The sequence below is a fragment of the Streptomyces sp. UC4497 genome (assembly GCF_054871485.1).
Genome location: NZ_JBTYHB010000031.1, coordinates 23901 through 45642 on the forward strand (window position 1 = coordinate 23901; position 21742 = coordinate 45642).

At 69.1% G+C, this 21742-nt stretch carries 19 protein-coding genes and 1 riboswitch; of the genes, 9 read left to right on the forward strand and 10 right to left on the reverse strand.

Features of this window, described 5'->3' with window-relative positions:
• Positions 1-2: 2 nt before the first annotated feature.
• The 4 genes from ACYSUO_RS31850 to ACYSUO_RS31865 all read left to right on the forward strand — a co-directional run bounded on the left by ACYSUO_RS31850 (position 3) and on the right by ACYSUO_RS31865 (position 4620).
• On the forward strand, positions 3-983 hold the full coding sequence (locus ACYSUO_RS31850; RefSeq protein ID WP_461779680.1) for a tetratricopeptide repeat protein: 981 nt from the start codon (positions 3-5) through the stop codon (positions 981-983).
• Positions 984-1148: 165 nt separating this feature from the next.
• Positions 1149-1799 carry a peptide deformylase gene (def, locus tag ACYSUO_RS31855; protein ID WP_461779681.1) on the forward strand — a complete coding sequence of 217 codons (651 nt, stop codon included), beginning with the start codon at positions 1149-1151 and terminating at the stop codon, positions 1797-1799.
• Positions 1800-2092: 293 nt separating this feature from the next.
• Entirely contained in the window at positions 2093-3238 is a 1146-nt protein-coding gene (locus ACYSUO_RS31860; RefSeq protein WP_461779682.1) for a terpene synthase family protein, read from the forward strand.
• Positions 3235-4620: a cytochrome P450 gene (locus tag ACYSUO_RS31865; RefSeq protein ID WP_461779683.1), complete on the forward strand. Its 1386-nt coding sequence runs from the start codon at positions 3235-3237 to the stop codon at positions 4618-4620. Before ACYSUO_RS31860 ends, ACYSUO_RS31865 begins: the two co-directional genes overlap by 4 nt.
• Here the strand turns inward: ACYSUO_RS31865 and ACYSUO_RS31870 are convergent.
• On the reverse strand, positions 4617-5579 hold the full coding sequence (locus tag ACYSUO_RS31870; protein WP_461779684.1) for a GlxA family transcriptional regulator: 963 nt from the start codon (positions 5577-5579) through the stop codon (positions 4617-4619). The genes ACYSUO_RS31865 and ACYSUO_RS31870 overlap by 4 nt on opposite strands.
• A gap of 94 nt (positions 5580-5673) precedes the next feature.
• On the opposite strand from ACYSUO_RS31870, the gene ACYSUO_RS31875 reads away from it, so the two are divergent.
• Positions 5674-5838 carry a hypothetical protein gene (locus ACYSUO_RS31875; protein ID WP_426901145.1) on the forward strand — a complete coding sequence of 55 codons (165 nt, stop codon included), beginning with the start codon at positions 5674-5676 and terminating at the stop codon, positions 5836-5838.
• Here the strand turns inward: ACYSUO_RS31875 and ACYSUO_RS31880 are convergent.
• The 9 genes from ACYSUO_RS31880 to ACYSUO_RS31920 form a co-directional block, all read right to left on the reverse strand.
• Complete coding sequence (locus ACYSUO_RS31880) at positions 5820-6650, reverse strand: class I SAM-dependent methyltransferase (protein ID WP_461779685.1); 831 nt, start codon at positions 6648-6650, stop codon at positions 5820-5822. The two genes, ACYSUO_RS31875 and ACYSUO_RS31880, sit on opposite strands and share 19 nt — an antisense overlap.
• A 113-nt stretch (positions 6651-6763) precedes the next feature.
• Entirely contained in the window at positions 6764-7783 is a 1020-nt protein-coding gene (locus ACYSUO_RS31885; RefSeq protein ID WP_461779686.1) for a ribonucleotide-diphosphate reductase subunit beta, read from the reverse strand.
• The gene (locus ACYSUO_RS31890; protein WP_461779687.1) at positions 7783-10134 is read right to left on the reverse strand and encodes a ribonucleoside-diphosphate reductase subunit alpha; all 2352 of its coding nucleotides are present in this window, start codon (positions 10132-10134) and stop codon (positions 7783-7785) included. The genes ACYSUO_RS31885 and ACYSUO_RS31890 overlap by 1 nt, the downstream gene beginning before the upstream one ends.
• Positions 10135-10261: 127 nt before the next feature.
• Positions 10262-10392, reverse strand: a riboswitch (cobalamin riboswitch).
• Between the two features lie 63 nt (positions 10393-10455).
• The gene (locus tag ACYSUO_RS31895; RefSeq protein ID WP_461779688.1) at positions 10456-10968 is read right to left on the reverse strand and encodes a GNAT family N-acetyltransferase; all 513 of its coding nucleotides are present in this window, start codon (positions 10966-10968) and stop codon (positions 10456-10458) included.
• Positions 10969-11071: 103 nt separating this feature from the next.
• Complete coding sequence (gene mctP / locus ACYSUO_RS31900; protein ID WP_461779689.1) at positions 11072-12700, reverse strand: monocarboxylate uptake permease MctP; 1629 nt, start codon at positions 12698-12700, stop codon at positions 11072-11074.
• A complete protein-coding gene (locus tag ACYSUO_RS31905; protein ID WP_461779690.1) occupies positions 12697-12963 on the reverse strand; it encodes a DUF3311 domain-containing protein in 267 nt (88 codons plus the stop codon). The genes mctP and ACYSUO_RS31905 overlap by 4 nt, the downstream gene beginning before the upstream one ends.
• A 126-nt stretch (positions 12964-13089) precedes the next feature.
• Positions 13090-13293, reverse strand: coding sequence for a YbdD/YjiX family protein (locus tag ACYSUO_RS31910; protein ID WP_426901133.1), 204 nt, complete (start codon positions 13291-13293; stop codon positions 13090-13092).
• Positions 13262-15424, reverse strand: a complete 2163-nt coding sequence (locus ACYSUO_RS31915; protein ID WP_461779691.1) for a carbon starvation CstA family protein — start codon at positions 15422-15424, stop codon at positions 13262-13264. Before ACYSUO_RS31915 ends, ACYSUO_RS31910 begins: the two co-directional genes overlap by 32 nt.
• A gap of 180 nt (positions 15425-15604) precedes the next feature.
• Complete coding sequence (locus ACYSUO_RS31920; RefSeq protein ID WP_461779692.1) at positions 15605-16369, reverse strand: GntR family transcriptional regulator; 765 nt, start codon at positions 16367-16369, stop codon at positions 15605-15607.
• A gap of 341 nt (positions 16370-16710) precedes the next feature.
• Between ACYSUO_RS31920 and ACYSUO_RS31925 the strand changes: the two genes are divergently transcribed.
• The 4 genes from ACYSUO_RS31925 to ACYSUO_RS31940 all read left to right on the forward strand — a co-directional run bounded on the left by ACYSUO_RS31925 (position 16711) and on the right by ACYSUO_RS31940 (position 21501).
• The gene (locus ACYSUO_RS31925) at positions 16711-18015 is read left to right on the forward strand and encodes an extracellular solute-binding protein (RefSeq protein ID WP_461779693.1); all 1305 of its coding nucleotides are present in this window, start codon (positions 16711-16713) and stop codon (positions 18013-18015) included.
• 97 nt (positions 18016-18112) lie between these two features.
• Positions 18113-19120 carry a carbohydrate ABC transporter permease gene (locus tag ACYSUO_RS31930; protein ID WP_461779694.1) on the forward strand — a complete coding sequence of 336 codons (1008 nt, stop codon included), beginning with the start codon at positions 18113-18115 and terminating at the stop codon, positions 19118-19120.
• Positions 19117-20007, forward strand: coding sequence for a carbohydrate ABC transporter permease (locus tag ACYSUO_RS31935; RefSeq protein ID WP_327661650.1), 891 nt, complete (start codon positions 19117-19119; stop codon positions 20005-20007). The genes ACYSUO_RS31930 and ACYSUO_RS31935 overlap by 4 nt, the downstream gene beginning before the upstream one ends.
• A 9-nt stretch (positions 20008-20016) precedes the next feature.
• Positions 20017-21501, forward strand: coding sequence for a glycoside hydrolase family 3 protein (locus tag ACYSUO_RS31940; RefSeq protein ID WP_461779695.1), 1485 nt, complete (start codon positions 20017-20019; stop codon positions 21499-21501).
• Positions 21502-21742 lie beyond the last annotated feature (241 nt).

The following is a 21742-nucleotide window of genomic DNA, read 5'->3' on the forward strand; positions in this document are numbered from 1 at the left end:
TCGTGAGGATCTTCGGCAAGGGACGGCACCGGCCCTCCGCCTCCTGGCGGCAGGCCACGGATCGCGCGTTCACGCTGATCGGCGACGGCCGGTACGAGGACGCGGGAGCGCTGCTCACGCGCGCCGCCGACCTGGAGCCCTGGCTGTCGGAGTCCTGGTTCAACCTCGCGCTGCTGCACAAGTTCCGGCACGACTGGGAGCAGGCCCGCACCACGGGCCTGCGGGCCGTCGCCCTGCTCGAGAAGGAGGGCGGGGCACCGGACTGGTGGAACGTGGGCATCGCCGCCACCGCCCTCCAGGACTGGCCGCTCGCGCGCAGGGCCTGGCAGGCGTACGGGCTGAAGGTGCCGGGCGGCGCCGCCGCTGCCGGGGAGCCGACCGGGATGGACCTCGGGAGCGCCGCCGTGCGGCTCTCGCCGGAGGGCGAGGCGGAGGTCGTGTGGGGGCGCAGGCTCGACCCCGCGCGCATCGAGCTGCTCTCCATCCCGCTGCCGTCGTCCGGGCGGCGCTGGGGCGAGGTCGTGCTGCACGACGGCGTCCCGCACGGCGAGCGGACCACGTCGGCCGGGCACTCGTACCCGGTCTTCGACGAGATCGAGCTGTGGGCGCCCTCTCCGGTTCCCACCTGGGTGGTGCTGCTCGAGGCCGCCACCGAGGACGACCGGGACGCGCTGGAGCGGCTGGCCGCCGATGCGGGCTTCGCCGCGGAGGACTGGTCGTCGTCCGTGCGGCTGCTGTGTCGGACGTGTTCGGAGTCGCGGATGCCGTCCGACGAGGGGGACGGTACGCATCTCGATCCGCACGACCACAGTGAGCCGGGGCATCCCGGGCCGCTCGGGCATCGGACCGATGGGCAGTTGTGGGTGCCGGAGCGGGAGTGTGGTGTGGCTGCGCCGGCGTCGCTGGTGCGGGGGTTGCTCGATGGGTGGGTGGCGGATTCGCCGGACTCGCGTGACTGGCGGGATCTCGAAGAGGTTTGTTAGGCGCGGGTGGGTGCGGGGCGGGTTTTGTTGGTCGCCCCCGCCGCCCCTTCCCGTCCCGTCCCCGGGGGCTGCGCCCCCGGACCCCCGCGTTGCTGAAAGTACCCTGTAAGGGTTCCACCTCGTTGTTTAGCTCTCGTTGTTTCCCTAGGAAGGCGTTCGTCCGTCATGGCTCAGCAGGACACCGATCAGCAGCACGGCGGCGTGCTTCCCGTGGATGACGAGGGGTTCGTCGTCGACACCGAGGACTGTGAGGCCCGGGAGGCGGCGTACCGGGAGCGCGGCACGTCGCGGCCGATCACCGTCGTCGGGAACCCGGTGCTGCACAAGGAGTGCAAGGACGTCACCGAGTTCGACGACGAGCTGGCGAAGCTCGTCGACGACATGTTCGCGAGCCAGCACACCGCCGAGGGCGTGGGCCTCGCCGCCAACCAGATCGGTGTGGACCTGAAGGTCTTCGTCTACGACTGCCCGGACGACGACGGCGTGCGGCACACCGGCGTCGTCTGCAACCCGGTCCTGCGCGAGCTGCCGGCCGACCAGCGCCGCCTCGACGACTCCAACGAGGGCTGCCTGTCCGTGCCCACCGCGTACGCCGAACTCGCCCGCCCCGACTACGCGGTGGTCGACGGCCGGGACGAGAAGGGCAACCCGATCACGGTGCGCGGCACCGGCTACTTCGCGCGCTGCCTCCAGCACGAGACCGACCACCTCTACGGATACCTGTACATCGACCGTCTCTCGAAGCGTGAGCGCAAGGGCGCGTTGAAGCAGATGGAGGAGGGGACGCCGCGTTACCCGGTGGTTCCCAACAGCTGAACAACTACCCGCCCCCATGGGGGAGTTGAGGCGTCGAGCGGCGCCCGGTGCGGAAGTGACCTCCGGCCGGGCGCCGTTCGCATGTGCGGACAGGGGTATCCGGCCCGGACGCGTATCGCCCGAATCCGGTCATGGCAGGTGAAGAATCAGGAAGTGTGGGGTAGTGAGGGGAGCAAATCCGTTCCCATCGCGGTCAGTTATGGTGCTGAATAGAAAGCGCGGGGTTACACGACGGCGCGCGACCGGCACAGCGGGAGGGGCGCGCGCTGCAGGCCACAGAGAGGGGTTACTACGTGCCTGCTTTCTCACATACGTCGGTTCCGGCGGCTGTGGCGCTTCCGGTGATCGAGAGTCGGTTTCCTCGCCGACTTCACCCGTATTGGCCGAAGCTCCAAGGAAGGACCCGGTCCTGGCTCCTGGAAATGGGGCTGATGCCGCCCGACAAGGTGGCGAAATATGCCGACGGTCTGTGCTATTCGGACCTCGTCGCGGGCTACTACCTCGGCGCACCCGATGAACTGCTCGCGACGATCAGCGACTACAGCGCGTGGTTCTTCGCCTGGGACGACCGGCACGACCGCGACGTGATCCACGGTCGCGCGGAGAGCTGGGGCCGGCTCGTCGCCCAGTTACACGCGGCGACCGAGGCGCCCGAGCTCCATCTCGACCATGGGGATCCGCTGGTCGCGGGGTTCGCCGACTGCCTGCAGCGGTTCTACGGCTCGCTGAGCCACACCTGGAACGTGCGGTTCGCCCGCCATTTCCACCCGGTGATCGACGCGTACGACGAGGAGTTCAGGAACCGGACGACGGGCACGGTGCCCGGCGTCGACGCGTACATAGAGTTGCGCCGGCAGACCTTCGCGCACTGGATTTGGATAGACCTGCTCGAGGCGACGGCGCAGTACGAACTCCCGGCGTGGGTGCGTAAAACGCCGGCGTTCATGCGCGCGGCACTTGCCGTCCAGGATTTCTCCGCCTGGTACAACGACCTGTGTTCGCTCCCCAAGGAACTCGCGGGAAACGAATTCCACAACCTAGGGATAAGCCTCATCGAGCACGAGGGGCTTTCCGTCACCGAGGCCGCCGCAGAAGTGCGGCGCCGAGTCCTCGGATGTGTCGACGATTTCCTTGAGGCGGAAATCGAGGTCGGGAACATCGCGGACGGCGTCGAGACGCTCGGAGAAAAAGGAAAAGACCTCTCCGTGGCCATGAGGTCATGTCTGGAGAACATGCGGAACTGGTTCAGTTCCGTCTACTGGTTCCACCATGAATCGGGCCGCTATCAGGTCGACGACTGGGAGGACCGCAGCAACCCGCCGTACATCAGCGACGAGCCGGTCGGCGCCGACGGCGTGCCCGGCGCGGGCCGCATCCCGAGGCAGGCTCCCCACCGGATCCCGGACCGGATCCCCGAACAGGCAGGTGAGTGCGCATGACCGTGGAATCCACGCTGCCGCCCCCGGCGCCCGGCCAGGCGGGAGCGTCGCTGCCGCCGCTCGCGCCCGGCGGTGCGCCGCTGCTCGGCCACGCCCCGCAGATGCTCCGCGACCCGCTGGCCTTCCTGACCCGGCTGCGGGACGGCGGCGACGTGGTCCGGCTGCGGCTCGGCCCCAAGACGGTCTTCGCGGTCTGCGACCCCGTACTGGTCGAGAAGCTCCTCAAGAGCCCGGACTTCATCATCGGCGGCGCGATGTGGGACGCCCTGGAGGTGCTCCTCGGCGAGGGCGTGGCGAGCAGCAACGGGCAGAAGCACCGGCGCCAGCGCCGCGCCATCCAGCCCGCGTTCAGGGCCGAGCGGATGGCCGACTACGCCTCTCTGATGGCGGAGGAGGCGGCGGCCGCGGCCGACCGCTGGCAGGACGGGCAGACCGTCGACATCAACGCCGAGATGTTCCGCGTGGCGGCCCGGATCACGGCCCGCGCCATGCTGCACATCGACGCGGAGGACGACCGCTCGGACCGCCTCGGCGAGACGATGGGCACGGTCTTCGCCGGCATGTACCGGCGGATGATCCTGTCCTTCGGACCGCTGTACCGGCTGCCCCTGCCGGCCAATCGGCGTTTCGAGCGCGCGATGGCCGAATTGCACCGCATGGTCGACGAGATCGTCGTCGAGCGAAGGGCCCAGGCGGCCGAGGGAATCGACACCGGAGACCTTCTCGCGGCATTGCTCGACGCGCACGACGACGACGGTGAAGCGGTCACCGACCAAGAGATCCACGATCAGGTTCTGGCCCTCCTGTTGGCCGGCGGCGAGAATGTCTCCAAGACGCTGGCTTGGACGCTCGGACTCCTCGCCGAACACCCGGACCATGAAAGCCGGTTGTACCAAGAGGTTGAATCCGCGACCGGTGGCGACAGGCAGGTGGCTTTCGGCGACCTCGGGAAACTCGCATATATGCGGAATCTCCTTACCGAGTCGATGCGCATTCGCCCCAGCGTGTGGATATTCACGCGCATATCGGCGGTCGATACGACGCTCGGTGGGTATCACATTCCGGCCGGTACGGACATCGTCTACAGCCCGTACGCGATGCAGCACGACCCGCGCTCGTTCGACGACGTGGACGTCTTTGACCCCGATCGCTGGCTGCCGGAGCGTGTCACGGACGTCGCGAACGTGGCGCACCAGCCGTTCGGCACCGGCAACCGCAAGTGCCCGGGCGACCACTTCAGCATGGTCGAACTCAGCCTGATCCTGGGCACCTTGGTGTCCCGGTGGCGGTTCGAGACGGTCCCCGAGACGGAGTCGACGGCGAAGCTGGGGATCACCATCGGCCCCAAGAACGGGAACCTGCGGGTGCGCGCCCGCGGCTAGGAGGCGAGCCGCACCCGGAAGGTCCTTCTGAAGGCGTTGGGGGTCGTCCCCAACGCCTTCATGAACTGATGGCGCATCGCCGCCGCGTTGCCGAACCCGGCGCGCGCGGCGATCGCGTCCACCGTCTCGTCCGTGCCTTCCAGCAACTCCTGGGCGAACAGGACGCGTTGGCGCAGAAGCCAGCGGTACGGCGTCGTGCCGGTCTCCTGCTGGAAGCGGCGCGCGAACGTGCGCGGCGACATGTGCGCCCGCGCCGCCAGCTCCTCAACGGTCACCGGCTCTCCCAGATGCCGCTCCATCCACGCCAGCACCCCGCCCACGGTGTCGCAGCGCGTCGCCGGCAGCGGGCGCTCCACGTACTGGGCCTGGCCGCCGTCGCGGTGCGGCGGGACGACCATGCGGCGGGCGATCGCGTTGGCCACCTCGGAGCCGTGCTCCTTGCGGACGATGTGGAGGCAGGCGTCGATGCCCGCGGCCGTGCCGGCGGAGGTGATGACCGGGCCCTCGTCGACGTACAGCACATCGGGGTCGACGCGGGTGCGCGGGAAGCGGACGGCGAGCTCGCGCGCGTACCGCCAGTGGACCGCGCACCGGCGGCCGTCGAGCAGCCCGGCCTCGCCGAGGACGAACACCCCCGCGCAGAGGCTGAGCACGCGCGCGCCCCGGTCGACCGCCTGCCGCAGCGCGTCGAGCAGTTCCGGCGGGTACTGGCCGAACCGCCGCCCCGCCGAGGGGATCGCGATGAGGTCGGCCTCCGCGAGCCGTTCGAGGCCGTGCGGGGTGGAGACCGTCATGCCGGGCACGTGCGTGGTGAGTGAGGGGCCCTCGGTGGAGACGGCCGCGAAGTCGTACACGGGCAGCCCGGCGTCGCTCCGGTCGAGGCCGAACACCTCGCACACGACGCCGAGTTCAAAGGGATGCACGCCGTCCAGCAGCACGGCGGCCACGTTTTTCAGCATGCCTGACAGTGTGCCGCAGACGTGGCAGTAATTCGAGGGTTGCTGACGGTCCTGCCACTGCCGCGGGGCCGCCGACGGGCGGAGAGTGGAGGACATGAACACAGCGATGAACTACTTCGCAGTCCTCTTCGTCTTCCTCCTCCTGGCCGCCCCGTCCCTGTACGGCATGGCCCACGACCGCCGCATCGACCGTCAGCTCCGCGCCGCCGCCGCGCGGAACGCCGAGGAGCACCACTCCCGCTACGAGCGCGCGGCCTGACCCGGCCGCCGCCCGAAGGCCAGCAGATGCGAGCTCGCGACGAGCAGGCCCGGATGCCCCTCGGCCACCCGGGCCGCCGCCAGAGCCGACGCGAACAGCTCCGAATCGCGCGGCACTTGGCGGCCGGTGGCGGTCTCCGCGGCCTTCAGGAGAGCGTCACCGGGCCCCTCCACCCCGTACAACCGGGTGCCGTCGAACCCAGCACGCCGCACCTCCGCCGCCAGCTCCTCGGCCCGGTGGAAATAGGCAAAAGTGAACTCCCGCCCCTCGTTCCTCCCGGTCGCCAGGACCCGCCCCGACCGCTCCTCCCGCCCGTCGAGATGCAGCCGCCCGTGCGCGACGTGGTCGAACAGCGCCGCGTACCGCTGGATCCCGGCGGCCACGACGAGCCCACCGGGCCGCACGACCCGCAGCGCCTCCCCCAACACCCGCTCCCTGTCGGCCCGTTCGGTCAGGTGGTACAGCGGCCCGAGCAGCAGCACCACGTCGTACGAGGAGTCCGGCGCGCTCAGTGAGCGGGCGTCGCCCAGCTCGACCGTGCACCCGGCGCCCGTCGCCTCCCGCACGTGCCGCTCCACGGGGTCGACGAGATGCACGCGATACCCGTCCCCGACCAGCCACCGCGCGTGCGCACCCGGCCCGCCACCCACGTCGAGCACGGAGGCCGGGGCGGCGGGCAGATGACGTCTCAACAGCTCTTGCGTACGTACGAGTTCGAGCACGCCGGCGGCGGAGGAGCCGAGCCGTGCGTGCTCGTCGAACTGGGTGGAGTAGTAGGTGAGGACCTCGTCTGCGACCTGGGGTGCTGTCATGCCCCGAAAGTCTGACGAAGGGGCGGCGGGCGACGCATCTCAATTAGCGTCGCCCACCGCCCCGTTGGAACCGAACCCGTCAGGGGGCCTGCTCCGTCATGCGGCTGGACCCGTCAGAAGTCCTCGTCGAAGCCGACCGAGCCCTCGACCGCGACCTGGTACGCCGAAGGCCGGCGCTCGAAGAAGTTGGTCAGTTCCTGGACGCCCTGGAGCTCCATGAACGAGAACGGGTTCTCCGAGCCGTAGATCGGCGCGAAACCGAGGCGCTGCAGGCGCTGGTCGGCGACGCACTCCAGGTACTGGCGCATGGAGTCCGTGTTCATGCCCGGCAGGCCCTCGCCGCACAGGTCGCGCCCGAACTGCAGCTCCGCGTCGACCGCCTCCCGCAGCATGTCGGTGACCTGCTGCTGAAGCGCGTCGTCGAAGAGCTCCGGCTCCTCCTTGCGGACCGTGTCGACCACGTCGAAGGCGAAGCTCATGTGCATCGTCTCGTCGCGGAACACCCAGTTGGTGCCGGTGGCGAGGCCGTGCAGCAGGCCGCGCGAGCGGAACCAGTAGACGTAGGCGAAGGCACCGTAGAAGAAGAGGCCCTCGATGCACGCGGCGAAGCAGATGAGGTTGAGGAGGAAGCGGCGGCGGTCCGCCTGGGACTCCAGGCGGTCCATCTCCTCGACCGAGTCCATCCACTTGAAGCAGAACTCCGCCTTCTCGCGGATGGACGGGATGTTCTCCACGGCCGCGAACGCCGCCGTCCGGTCCTCCGGGTCGGGGAGGTACGTGTCGAGCAGCGTCAAGTAGAACTGGACGTGCACGGCCTCCTCGAACAGCTGACGCGAGAGGTAGAGGCGCGCCTCGGGGGAGTTGATGTGCTTGTAGAGCGTGAGCACCAGGTTGTTCGCGACGATCGAGTCACCCGTCGCGAAGAACGCGACCAGCCGGCCGATCATGTGCTGCTCACCCGGCGACAGCTTCGCGAGGTCGGCGACGTCCGAGTGGAGGTCGACCTCCTCCACCGTCCACGTGTTCTTGATGGCGTCGCGGTAGCGCTCGTAGAAGTCCGGGTAGCGCATGGGGCGCAGGGTCAGTTCGAAGCCCGGGTCGAGCAGGTTCTTTTCCGAAGGGGTCGTGGTCATTACTGGCAGGCCTCGCAGGACTCGGGGTTTTCCAGGGAGCAGGCGACCGCGTCGGGGTCGGGCGTCGCGGTCTGTGCGGGGACGGTGCTGTTGCCCGCCGCCCGCGCGATGCGCGTCGCCGGGCGCGAGCGCAGGTAGTACGTCGTCTTCAGGCCCGACTTCCAGGCGTACGCGTACATCGAGGAGAGCTTGCCGATGGTCGGCGTCTCCATGAAGAGGTTCAGGGACTGGGCCTGGTCGAGGAACGGGGTCCGCGCCGCCGCCATGTCGATGAGGCCGCGCTGCGGGATCTCCCACGCCGTGCGGTACAGGGCGCGGACGTCGTCCGGGATCCAAGTGAAGCCCTGCACCGAGCCGTTGGACTCGCGCAGCGCCTCACGGGTCTGCGCGTCCCACACGCCGAGCTTCTTCAGCTCGTCGATCAGGTACCCGTTGATCTGGAGGAACTCGCCCGACAGGGTCTCCCGCTTGAAGAGGTTGGAGACCTGCGGCTCGATGCACTCGTAGACGCCGGCGATCGAGGCGATCGTGGCCGTGGGCGCGATGGCGAGGAGGAGGGAGTTGCGCATGCCGACCGACGCGATGCGTTCGCGCAGCGCCGCCCAGCGCTCCGGCCACGTCAGCTCCACGCCGTAGTGGTCGGGGTGCAGCACGCCGCGGGCCGTACGGGTCTTCTCCCAGGCGGGAAGGGGGCCGTTGCGCTCGGCCAGGTCCGCCGACGCCTCGTACGCCGCGAGCATGATGCGCTCGGAGATGCGGGTGGACAGGGCGCGGGCCTCCGCCGAGTCGAACGGCAGGCGCAGCTTGAAGAAGACGTCCTGGAGGCCCATCGCGCCCAGGCCCACCGGGCGCCAGCGGGAGTTGGAGCGGCCCGCCTGGTCGGTCGGGTAGAAGTTGATGTCGACGACGCGGTCGAGGAAGGTGACGGCCGTGCGGACCGTCTCGTCGAGGCGCTCCCAGTCGATGTCGCCCTCGACGACGAACGACCCCAGGTTCACCGAACCCAGGTTGCAGACCGCCGTCTCCCCGTCGTCCGTCACCTCCAGGATCTCCGTGCAGAGGTTGGAGGAGTGGACCGTGTGGCCGGGCTCCGCCGTCTGGTTGGCGGTGCGGTTGGCGGCGTCCTTGAAGGTCAGCCAGCCGTTGCCGGTCTGCGCGAGGGTGCGCATCATGCGGCCGTACAGATCGCGGGCCGGGATGGTCCGCTGGGCCTTCCCGTCGGCCTCGGCCTTGCGGTACGCGGCGTCGAACTCCTCGCCCCACAGGTCGACCAGCTCGGGCACGTCGGCCGGTGAGAACAGTGACCACGGCTGGTCCGCGTTCACCCGGCGCATGAACTCGTCGGGGATCCAGTGCGCGAGGTTCAGGTTGTGGGTGCGGCGCGCGTCCTCACCGGTGTTGTCGCGCAGCTCGAGGAACTCCTCGATGTCGGAGTGCCAGGTCTCCAGGTAGACCGCCGCGGCGCCCTTGCGGCGGCCTCCCTGGTTCACGGCGGCGACCGAGGCATCCAGCGTCTTCAGGAACGGGACGATGCCGTTGGAGTGCCCGTTCGTGCCGCGGATCAGCGAACCGCGGCTGCGGATGCGGGAGAACGAGAGGCCGATGCCGCCCGCGTGCTTCGAGAGGCGGGCGACCTGGTGGTACCGGTCGTAGATCGAGTCGAGCTCGTCGAGCGGGGAGTCGAGCAGGTAGCAGCTCGACATCTGGGGGTGGCGGGTGCCGGAGTTGAAGAGCGTGGGGGAGGAGGGCAGGTAGTCGAGGCGGCTCATCAGGCCGTACAGGGCGGCCACTTCGTCGAGCGCGCGGATGCTGTCGTCCTCGGCGAGACCGCAGGCCACGCGCAGCATGAAGTGCTGCGGCGTCTCGATCACGTGCCGGGTGATCGGGTGCCGCAGCAGGTAGCGGCTGTGCAGGGTGCGCAGGCCGAAGTAGCCGAAGCGGTCGTCGCCCGCGAGGTCGATCAGCGCGTCGAGGCGCGCCGCGTGCACCCGTACGAACTCGGCGGTGCGGTCCGCGATCAGGCCCTCGCGGTGGCCGACCGCGACCGACTCCGTGAAGGACGTGACGCCCTGCGAGGCGGCCTCCGCGGCGATGGAGCGGGTGAGCAGTCGGGCGGCGAGCCGGGAGTAGGCGGGGTCCTCGGAGATCAGGCCGGCCGCGGCCTCGGTGGCGAGATCGCGCAGCTCGGCCTCATCGGCCCGCGCCGACCGGCCGCGCAGCGCGGCGGCCGCGATCCGGCCGGGATCGGCGTCGGGGAGGTCGGCGGTCAGCTCGGTCAGGGTGCGCAGCAGTGCGGCACCCGGGCCGTCCTGGGGGGTGGCTGAGACCGGTTCGGCGGGCGCGATGGTCACGTGGAGGCTCTCCCTCGCTCGGCTCGGGGCCTGCGGGGAGGAGGTGGCAGCGCGGGCGCGCACGGGCGGGCCCTCGTCCACCGGCCCTTTCCGCGAGGCCCGGACGTCGTCGACGCCCGGGCCGGTCGGCTCGGGCGTGCCGTCGACAGGTCATCGGACTCACGCGGGCGTTTTTGTACGCCTACGTACACCGTTGCGGGACAGTTCCGGATTCGCACCGGATTCCCCTGTGGTGACAGCGAGAGCGAGCATACATGTTGTGTCGGGCTTCCGTGTCAGCCCCATATGTTGTGTCGGCGTTCCCGTGGTGCGCCCGCGTCCTCAGCCCGTCGGCGCCTGGGCCGGCAGCCTCAACTCGTACGCCCGCAGCAGCACTTCCGGGATCGGGGACCAGTCGCGGTCCGGGATCCGGGTGAAGCCGAGGCGCTCGTAGAGGCGGTGCGAGGCGGTCGCGAGCGGCTGGGTGCACAGCACCACCGCCGACTTGCCGGCCGCGCGGGCCCGGTCGATCACGGCCCGCACGAGCGCCTCGCCGACGCCCTTCCCGCGTGCCTCGACGTCCACGGCCAGCATCCGGAACTCGGCCTCGGAGGGGCGGGCGATCTCCGCGTAGGCGTGGTCGTGCGAGGGGACGTAGGTGACGCTGCCGACGACCCGGCCGTCCGGGCCCTCGGCGACGAGCACCTCGGCCTGCCGCGCGCGTTTCTCGACATCGCGCAGTTCGGCGGCGTACCAGTCGTCCTCGCCGAACGCGAGGAGGCCACTGCCCAGGTAGGCGCGGGCACTCAACTCGCCGAGCGCGGCGTACTCATCGGGGCGCACAGTTCTGATCACGACGCCATGGTTACGCGACCGTATGCCGTGGTCGCAACGCTTTCCGGAAAATGCGTCGGGCCCCTCCGTGGTGGAGGGGCCCGACGCGTTCGGATGTGCGTGCCTAGTGACCGGCGCCCGCGCCGACCGTCGGCAGGTCGACCTGGACGCCCTTGTCGCCCGCGTCGGCCGTGTAGTCCTCGCGGGACGTCTCGTCGACGCCGTCCGGGGCCTTGAACGCCTTCAGGACGAAGGTTCCGACGACGGTCACGACGACGTTCAGGACGAACGCCGTGAGGCCGATGTAGCCGATCTCACCGATGCCGGGGATCTCCGCCGACGAGCCGCCGAAGTGCGCCTGCGTCGGCGACGCGACGCCGTACGCGGCGAGCGTGCCGTACAGCATGCCGACCGCCCAGCCGGCGAGCAGCGCCCACCGGTGGAACCAGCGCGTGAACAGGCCGCCGACCAGCGCCGGCATCGTCTGGAGGATCCAGATGCCGCCGAGCAGCTGGAAGTTGATCGCGACGGTCTTGTCCATGGTGAGGACGAAGGCCAGCGCGCCCACCTTCACGAGCAGCGAGACCAGCTTGGAGACCTTGGTCTCCTGCGCGGGCGTCGCGTCCGGCTTGATGAAGTCCTTGTAGATGTTGCGCGTGAACAGGTTCGCCGCGGCGATGGACATGATGGCCGCGGGGACCAGCGCGCCGATGCCGATGGCGGCGAACGCGACGCCCGTGAACCAGTCCGGGAACATGTTCTCGAACAGCTGCGGAATGGCCAACTGCCCGTTCTGCACCTTGATCCCGGCCGCGATCGCCATGAACCCGAGCAGCCCGAGCAGGCCCAGCATCAGCGAGTACAGCGGCAGGATCGTGGTGTTGCGGCGGATCACGTTGCGGCTCTTGGAGGAGAGCGTCGCCGTGATCGAGTGCGGGTACATGAACAGCGCCAGGGCCGAACCGAGCGCGAGCGTCGCGTACGTCCACGTACCCGAGGAGCCCGGTGCGAGCCCGGCGACCGGTTTGCCGGCGGCTTCGTTGGCCGCGTCGAACTTGTCGTTCGCCGCCGAGAAGATGTGCTCGAACCCGCCGAGCTTGATCGGGATGTAGATGATGGCGACCGCGATCACGATGTAGATCAGGCCGTCCTTGACGAACGCGATCAGCGCGGGCGCCCGCAGGCCCGAGGAGTACGTGTACGCGGCGAGCACGCCGAAGGCGAGCAGCAGCGGCAGGTCCTTGATGAACCAGTTGGTGTTCTCGCCGCCGCCGACGCCCATGACGTCGAGGACCGCCTGGATGCCGACCAGTTGGAGCGCGATGTACGGCATCGTGGCGAGGATGCCGGTGATCGCGACCGCGAGCGAGAGGCCCTTCGAGCCGAAGCGTCCGCGCACGAAGTCCGAGGTCGTCACGTACCCGTGCTTGTGCGAGACCGACCACAGGCGCGGCAGGAAGGTGAAGATCAGCGGGTACACGAGGATCGTGTACGGCACGGCGAAGAAGCCGGAGGCGCCGGCCGCGTAGATCGCCGCGGGGACGGCGACGAAGGTGTACGCCGTGTAGAGGTCGCCGCCGAGCAGGAACCAGGTGACCCAGGTGCCGAACGAGCGGCCGCCAAGGCCCCATTCGTCGAGCGAGGCCTCGTTCTCGGCCTTCCGCCAGCGCGCGGCGAGGAAGCCCATGACCGTGACGGCCACGAAGAAGAAGATGAAGACGGTGAGCGCGACACCGTTGACGCCGCCGTTCACGCCTGGCCTCCAGCCGACTGAGCAGACTTACGGGCACGCTGATCGCGCTGCCACAGCTTGTACGCGATCATCGTGAGCGCGGTCGAGATGAGCACCCAGAGCATCTGGTACCAGTAGAAGAACGGGACGCCGATGAGCGTCGGTTCGATCTTGGCGTAGGAGCTGACCCAGAGCATCGCGACGAACGGTGCGACCAGACACAGTGCAATGATCACGCGCACCGGCGTGACCACCGGTTGTTTCACTTCAGGCGCATCGGACATTCGCGGTTCCGTTCCCCTCGCACATCAGAGATCCCACTTATCTCATGCTTAACGTGCGGGAAATCTAAGCGAGAGTCTTGATCTATGGAACCCCTGTCCGGATAACGGAATCGTTCACAGGCCGCCTCAGCAGCAGCGGAAACCCTGCCGCGGATCCGATTCCTGGCGGTCCGTCCGCATGCGCTCGAACTCGCGCCGGGACGGCACGGACGCACCCGGGTGGGTCTCCCCGAGGTGCGTCACGTACCGCTCGTACGCGCTCTCGTCCGTCAACTCGCGGACGAACCACCGCACATACCTAGCCACCCGTAGAACTGCCGACGCCGGCATCGCGCGCCTCCGCCTTCTCCTCCTGTGTCGGGACGAGCCCGGCCGGTGCCACCAGCGTGGACTCGACGTACGGCGCCTCGCTCAGCTTGGACGACTGCGGGTTCCGTACGTGCTTGACGCATACCCGCAGCGCGTCGAGGACCACCACGATGATGAGGAGGGCGAGCGCGGCCGAAAGGACGCCGTCCACCGTGGAGTTGGTGACGACGGTGTGCATGTCGTCCATGGTCTTGGCGGGCGGCAGGATCTTTCCGGCGTCGATGGCGTCCTGGTAGTTCGAGCGCTGCTGGAAGAAGCCGACGCGCGGGTCGGACGAGAACACCTTCTGCCAGCTGGCGGTCAGCGTCACGACGGTGTCCCAGACCAGCGGAACCCCGGTGATCCAGGCCCACTTGAGCCGTCCCGACTTCACGAGCAGCGTCGTGCAGACGGCGAGGGCGACCGCGGCGAGCAGCTGGTTGGAGATGCCGAAGATCGGGAAGAGCTGGTTGATCCCGCCGAGCGGCTCGTGCACGCCGACCCACAGGAAGTAGCCCCACAGGCCGACGACGACGGCGCTGGTGATCAGCAGACCCGGCTTCCAACTGATGTTCTTGAACGGCTTGTAGACGTTGCCGAGCATGTCCTGGAGCATGAAGCGGCCCACGCGCGTGCCCGCGTCGAGCGCGGTCAGGATGAACAGCGCCTCGAACATGATCGCGAAGTGGTACCAGAAGGCGCGCAGTCCGCCCCCGGTCACCTGCGAGAAGATCTCCGAGACGCCGACGGCGAGCGTCGGCGCACCGCCCGTACGGGACAGCAGGCTCGACTCCTCGACGTTCTTCGCGGCCTGCGCGAGCTCCGCCGGCGAGATCGAGTATCCGAAGCCCGCGACGGCCTGCGACGCGGACTGCACGCTGTCGCCGATGACTCCGGCGGGTGCGTTCATCGCGAAGTAGAGCCCGGGGTCGATGATGCTCGCGGCGACGAGCGCCATCACGGCCACGGACGACTCCATCAGCATGGAGCCGTAGCCGATCATCCGGACCTGCGTCTCCTTCTGGATCATCTTCGGCGTCGTGCCGGAGGAGATCAGCGCGTGGAAGCCGGAGAGCGCGCCGCACGCGATGGTGATGAAGACGAAGGGAAAGAGCGAGCCCGCGAAGACCGGTCCGTCGCCGCGCGAGGCGAACTCGGTGACCGGGTCCATCTTCAGCGTCGGCAGCGCGACCACGACGCCGATGGCGAGCAGCGCGATGGTGCCGAGCTTCATGAACGTCGACAGGTAGTCGCGCGGCGCGAGCAGCATCCACACCGGCAGGACCGAGGCGACGAACCCGTAGATCACCATCCAGATCACGAGCGTCGCGGGTGCGAGCGTGAAGGTGTCGGCCCACGAGGACTCGGCGACCCAGCGGCCCGCGATGAGCGCGATCAGCAGCAGCGCGACCCCGATGAGCGACACCTCGGACACCCGTCCGGGGCGCAGTACCCGCAGATAGAAGCCCATGAGGAGCGCGATCGGGATGGTCATCGCGATGGAGAAGGTGCCCCACGGCGACTCGGCGAGCGCGTTCACCACGACCAGGGCGAGCACCCCGAGCAGGATGATCATGATGGCGAAGGCGGCGACCAGGGCGGCGGCCCCACCGACCAGGCCGATCTCCTCGCGCGCCATCTGCCCGAGCGAACGCCCGTCGCGCCGCGTCGAGAAGAACAGCACGACCATGTCCTGCACGGCGCCCGCGAAGATCACGCCGACGATGATCCAGATGGTGCCCGGCAGATACCCCATCTGCGCCGCGAGCACGGGGCCGACCAGCGGTCCCGCCCCCGCGATGGCCGCGAAGTGGTGCCCGAGCAGCACGCGCCGGTCGGTGGGGTGGAAGTCCATGCCGTTGTTGAGCCGCTCGGCGGGCGTGGCCCGTTTCCCGTCGACCTTCAGCACCTTGTTCGCGATGAACTTCGCGTAGAAGCGGTAGGCGATGGCGTACGTCCCGAGGGCGGCGGCCACCATCCACGCGGCGGAGATCTCCTCGCCGCGGGAGAGCGCTAGTACGGACCAGCCGGCCGCGCCCACGAGGGCGACGACGGTCCACAGGATCACGGTCTTAGGAGAAGCGGTACGCACCGGTGGGTCCTCCCCGTCCATGCGACGACGGGAGGACCGTAAGCCAGAAATGTGATCTGCGCTACACCGCGTGCGGGAAAGCGTCTACTCCGTTATCCGGGGCGGGAGTTGGGGCTCTTTCGGGGGTCGGTCGGTGGGCCGCTTGAGCCGCGCGACGCTGCATTCTCCCGGGGGGTAACCCCCGGACCCCCAGCCGAACCCCTAATCCGCCGGCCGCTTGAGCCGCGCCACGAACTTGTAGCGGTCGCCCCGGTACACCGAGCGCACCCACTCCACCGGCTGTCCCGAACCGTCGATCGAGTGGCGGGAGAGCATCAGCATCGGCAGGCCGACGTCCGTGCCGAGCAGGCCCGCCTCGCGCGGTGTCGCGAGCGAGGTCTCGATGGTCTCCTCGGCCTCGGCGAGGTGCACGTCGTAGACCTCGGCGAGCGCCGTGTAGAGGGACGTGTACTTGGCGAGGCTGCGGCGCAGCGCGGGGAAGCGCTTCGCCGACAGGTGCGTGGTCTCGATGGCCATCGGCTCGCCGCTCGCGAGGCGGAGGCGCTCGATGCGCAGGACGCGGCCGCCGGCGGCGATGTCGAGGAGCTGCGCGAGGGTCTCGTCGGCGGTGACGTAGCCGATGTCGAGCAGCTGCGAGGTCGGCTCCAGGCCCTGGGCCCTCATGTCCTCGGTGTACGAGGTGAGTTGGAGCGCCTGGGAGACCTTGGGCTTGGCGACGAAGGTGCCCTTGCCCTGGATCCGTTCGAGGCGGCCCTCGACGACGAGCTCCTGGAGCGCCTGGCGGACGGTGGTGCGGGAGGTGTCGAACTCGGAGGCGAGTGTGCGCTCGGGTGGGACGGGGGTGCCGGGCGGCATCGTCTCCGTCATGTCGAGCAGGTGCTTCTTGAGGCGGTAGTACTTGGGCACGCGTGCGGTGCGGACGGGCGCCCCGCTCTCGTTCTCCGCACTGCTGACGTCGGTGCTCATGCTCCGCCTTCCCGGCTCCGGTGCCCACGCGACTCCGTGACCCCTCCTTATACCGCCCGGTGGCCGTCTGGTCTAGTCCACCCGCCGGGGGTGCCCAGAGGTGGTCAACACCCTTGCCCTGCTTGGCGTATGCGGCCCGGGTGTCGTTCCGATAACGGACGCGAGGACCTCTCTCGGCCACTCTTGACAGCCCTATTGGTCTGGGCCAAGCTCCCCGTACTGGTCTACACCATTAAAGATCAGGTCCCAGTCCCATCAGCCGGATCCGCGTACGCAGACGTGTGCTTGCCGTATGTCATCGCTGTGGGTGGGGGGTTGCAGGCATCCCTGAGGAGGGTGACATGAAGCGCAAGCTCATAGCGGCCGTAGGCGTCGCGGCCATGATGTCCGCGGTCGCGGCCTGTGGGGGCGACGGTGGCAGCAATGCCGGCAAGGACCCGAAGGACCGCACCGGAGACGTCACGGTCTGGCTGATGGTCGACGCGCAGAGCACCTGGCCCGGCCTGGTCAAGGACGTCAACGCGCAGTTCAAGAAGAAGTACCCGAAGGTCAAGGTCAACGTCTCGTACCAGCAGTGGGCGGACAAGGCCAAGAAGCTCGACACCGCCCTGGGCGGCGACAAGTTCCCGGACGTCGTCGAGCTCGGCAACACCGAGACCATGCAGTACATCCTCAACGGGGCGCTCGCCGAGATCGACCCGAAGAAGTACGACAACAGCGACTCCTGGATCAAGGGCCTCAAGGACACCTGTTCCTTCGAGGGCAAGATGTACTGCGTCCCGTACTACTCCAGCGCGCGCGTCGCCATCTACAACAAGGACCTGCTGAAGTCGGCCACCGGCTCCGACAAGCTGCCCACCGACGAGACCGCGTTCCTCAAGGCGATGGACAAGGAGACGGCGAAGCAGGGCGCGAAGGACAAGCGCTTCTCCTCGCTGTACCTGCCGGGCCGCTACTGGTACGCCGCCATGTCCTACGTCCAGGCGTACGGCGGCAGCATCGCCTCGTACGACGACGCCACCAAGAAGTGGAAGGGCACCCTCTCCGACGCCAAGTCGCAGGAAGGCATCCAGCACTTCATCGACCTGGTGAAGAAGTACAACAAGGGCGACATCACCAAGGACGAGCAGGACCACGCCAACGTGATGGCCAACGAGAAGGCCGGCGTCCTGTACGGCAACGGCTGGGAGGCCGGCTCCGTCGTCGACGGCAAGGCCAACGGCAACCCGAAGCTCAAGGACAAGATCGCCGTCGCCTCCATGCCCGGCCCGAACGGCAAGACCCTGCCGTCCTTCGTCGGCGGCTCCGACCTCGCCGTCACGCAGAAGTCGAAGAACGCGGACCTCGCCGAGGACTGGATCTCCATGTTCACGAGCGAGAAGTCCCAGGAGGTCCTCACCGCCAAGAACGTGCTGCCGAGCAACACCAAGCAGCTGCAGCCGCTGAAGGAGAAGGCGGAGACCGAAGCCGCGGCGAACGCGGTGGAGAGCGCCTGGTTCACGCCGATCGCCCCGGGCTGGACCGCGATCGAGAAGGAGGAGGTCCTGAAGAACATGCTTCTCGACATCCTCAAGGGCAAGTCCGTCGCCACGGCCACCAAGGCGGCCGACGCCAAGATCGACGAGCTGATCAACAAGGAGTCCTGAGCCCTCGGGCTCCGGAGCGAGGGGCGGGGCCGACACCGTTCGGCTCCGCCGTTCCCCCTCCTCTCCTCTTTCGCTGAGAACGAGAAAGGTCAGCCACGTGACTGCCGCCGACACCAAGGCCGCCGGGCCGCCGCCCCGCACGGCGGACGCTCCGGAAGGGGACGTGCTCACCAAGGGCATCAAGGGTCCCCGCGGCACCGGCCGCCCCCCGCGGAAGAAGGGGGCGTCGCTCCCTTACCTCCTGATCCTGCCGGCGATCGTCGCGCTGGCTGCCGTCTATGCGTACCCCCTGGTCAAGACCGTGATCATGTCCTTCCAGGACATGGGGCGCCGCGAGCTGTGGACGGGCGAGAGCCCGCCGTGGGTCGGCTTCGACCAGTTCACCAACATCCTCGGCGACGCGGAGTTCTGGCAGGTCACCGTCCGCACGGTGGTCTTCATGGTGGTCTGCGTCGCGCTCACCATGGCGATCGGCCTGCTGATCTCCCTGCTGATGATGCGCCTGTCGACCTGGGTGCGGCTCACGCTCACCACGGCCCTGATCGCCGCCTGGTCGATGCCGCTGCTCGTCGCCTCCTCGATCTTCCGCTGGCTCGCCGACTCCGACTACGGCCTGGTCAACACGCTCATCGCCAAGGTCGCCGGCGAGGACTTCCTCGGCCACAACTGGTTCCTCGACCCGCTCCAGGGCTTCTCGATCATCGCGCTGCTCGTCATCTGGGGCGCCATCCCGTTCGTTGTGATCACCTTGTACGCGGCCCTCACCCAGGTCCCCGCGGAGCTGACGGAGGCCGCACAGCTCGACGGCGCGAGCGCCCTCGGCGTCTTCCGCTTCGTCACCTGGCCGGTCATCAAGCCCGTCTTCGTCATGGTCACCACGCTCTCGGTGATCTGGGACTTCAACGTCTTCGGGCAGATCTGGCTGCTGCGCGGCAACAAGCCCGAACCGGACTACGAGACCCTCGGTCTCTACTCCTTTTCCAAGGCGTTCACGTCGACGTCCTTCAGCCAGGGCACCGCCATCGCGCTGATCACCGTACTGATGCTGTCCGGCGTGGCCGTGTACTACCTGCGCCAGCTCATGAAGACAGGAGAGGTCGAATGAGCGCCTCCACCGCACCGGTCAAGGAGGGGCTGCGCCCCGCGACCACCGAGGGGCTGCGTCCCGACCGCAAGAAGACCAGGCTCGGCTACAACGTGCTCGGGCTCGTCATCGCCGTCGTGATGGCCTTCCCGGTCTACTGGCTCATCGTCTCGGCGCTGCGCCCCAACCACGAGATCCGCTCCTACGACCAGACGCTGTGGCCCTCGTCGATCACCTTCGACAACTTCGCCCGCGCCGTGAAGCAGCCGAACTTCGGCACCGCGATCCAGTCCAGCCTCATCATCTCGATCACGGCCGTCGTCGGCGGCATGGTCATCGCGACCCTCGCGGCCCTCGCCATCGGACGGTTCCGCTTCACCGGCCGGCGCGCGCTCCTCATGGCGATGATCCTGGTCCAGATGCTGCCGCCGACCGCGATGCTCATCCCCATCTACACCCAGCTCAACGCGATGGGCGGACTGAACGAGTACTGGGGCGTCATCGTCGTCTATCTCGTCTCCACGCTGCCCTTCGCCACGGTGATGATCCGCGGCTTCGTGGTCAACATCCCCGTGGAGCTGGAGGAGTCGGCGATGGTCGACGGCTGTACGCGGATGGGCGCGTTCCGCCGCGTCGTCTTCCCGCTGCTCGCCCCCGGCCTCGCCGCCTCCTCGATCTTCGCCCTCGTCAACGCGTGGAACGAGTACCTGTTCGCGTACATCCTGATGAACGAGGACTCGAAGTACACGCTCAACGTGTGGCTGATGACGTTCACGACCGAACGAGGCACCGACTACGGCGCGTTGATGGCCGCGTCCACGATGATCGCTCTGCCGGTGGTGGTCTTCTTCATGTTCATCCAGAAGAAGATGGCCACAGGACTCACATCCGGCGCCGTGAAGGGATAACGCCGCACGATGACGACACTGACACGTGGTACCGACACTTTGACCCGCGACGCCCTGACCGTCCTCCAGCCCGGGTTCACCGGCACGTCCGCGCCCGACTGGCTGCTGCGCCGGCTCGGCGAGGGCCTGGCGTCGGTCGGGCTGTTCGGACGCAATATCGCCACCCCCGATCAACTGGCCGCCCTCACCGCCCAATTGCGGTCCGAGCGCGATGACGTCCTGGTCGCCATCGACGAGGAGGGCGGTGACGTCACCCGCCTCGAAGTGCGCACCGGTTCGTCCTTCCCGGGCAACCACGCGCTCGGCGCGGTCGACGACGCGGAGCTGACCCGCGCGGTGGCCGCCGAGCTCGGGCGCCGCCTCGCCGAGTGCGGGGTCAACCTCAACTGGGCGCCCTCCGCGGACGTCAACGCCAACCCGGACAACCCGGTGATCGGCGTACGGTCCTTCGGCGCGGACCCCGGTCTCGTGGCCCGGCACACCGCCGCGTACGTCGAGGGCCTGCAAGCCTCGGGCGTCGCCGCCTGTACGAAGCACTTCCCGGGTCACGGGGACACGGCGGTCGACTCGCACCACGACGTGCCGCGCATCGACGTCGACCTGGACGTGCTGCGCTCCCGTGACCTCGCGCCGTTCCGGGCGGCGATCGCGGCGGGCTCGCGGGCCGTGATGAGCGCGCACATCCTGGTGCCCGCGCTGGACCCCGAGTACCCGGCAACGTTGTCGCGTCGGATCCTCACGGGCCTGCTGCGCGAGGAGTTCGGCTACGAGGGCCTGATCGTCACGGACGGCATGGAGATGAAGGCCATCTCCGGTACGTACGGCATCGAGCGCGGCAGCGTCCTCGCCATCGCCGCGGGCGCCGACGCGATCTGCGTGGGCGGCGGGCTCGCCGACGACGACACGGTGCTGCGGCTGCGCGACGCGCTGGTGGGCGCGGTGCGCTCCGGTGACCTCCCGGAGGAACGCCTCGCGGACGCGGCGGCGCGGGTGCGTGCCCTGTCGAAGTGGGCGACGGCGTCGGCCCGCACCGGGGCCCCGGAGGGCAACCCCGATGTGGGGCTCGACGCGGCGCGCCGTGCGGTCACGGTGACGCGTGGGGGAGACGGGGCACCGGTCTCCGGCCCCGTGCACGTGGCCGCCTTCACGCCCGTCGCCAACATCGCGGTCGGCGACGAGACCCCGTGGGGCGTCGCCGCCGAACTCGAACGCCTGCTGCCCGGTACGACGACCGGTTCCTACACCGGCTCCGACGCCGGCCGCGCCGCTCTTGCCGCCGCGGGGGAGCGGCGAGTGGTGGCGGTGGTCCGCGACGAGCACCGCCACCTGTGGATGTCCGGGGCCCTGGACGCCCTGCTGTCCGCCCGCCCGGACACGATCGTCGTGGAAATGGGCGTCCCCCAGGCGGCGCCGCGCGGGGCCCTGCACATCGCTACGCACGGCGCGGCAAGGGTATGCGGGGTCGCGGCAGCGGAGGCGATCACGGGGGCTTGAGGCCCCGGGCGGCCCACGCCTCGGGGCTCCGCCCCGGACCCCGCGCCTCAAACGCCGGCGGGGCTGGAAATGCCCACCCGCAGGCAATGGCCGTGCCCCCGCCCATCTCCCACCCACCCGCCCCCTCCAGGGGCGTCGGTCCGACGGGTGCCGCCCCCGCCTTGGGCAATCTGCCGCCTGGGGCGGCAGGGTGGGCAAGGCGGCACCCCGGCGCGGGCAGCGCCCTCGGTAGGCGTCCACC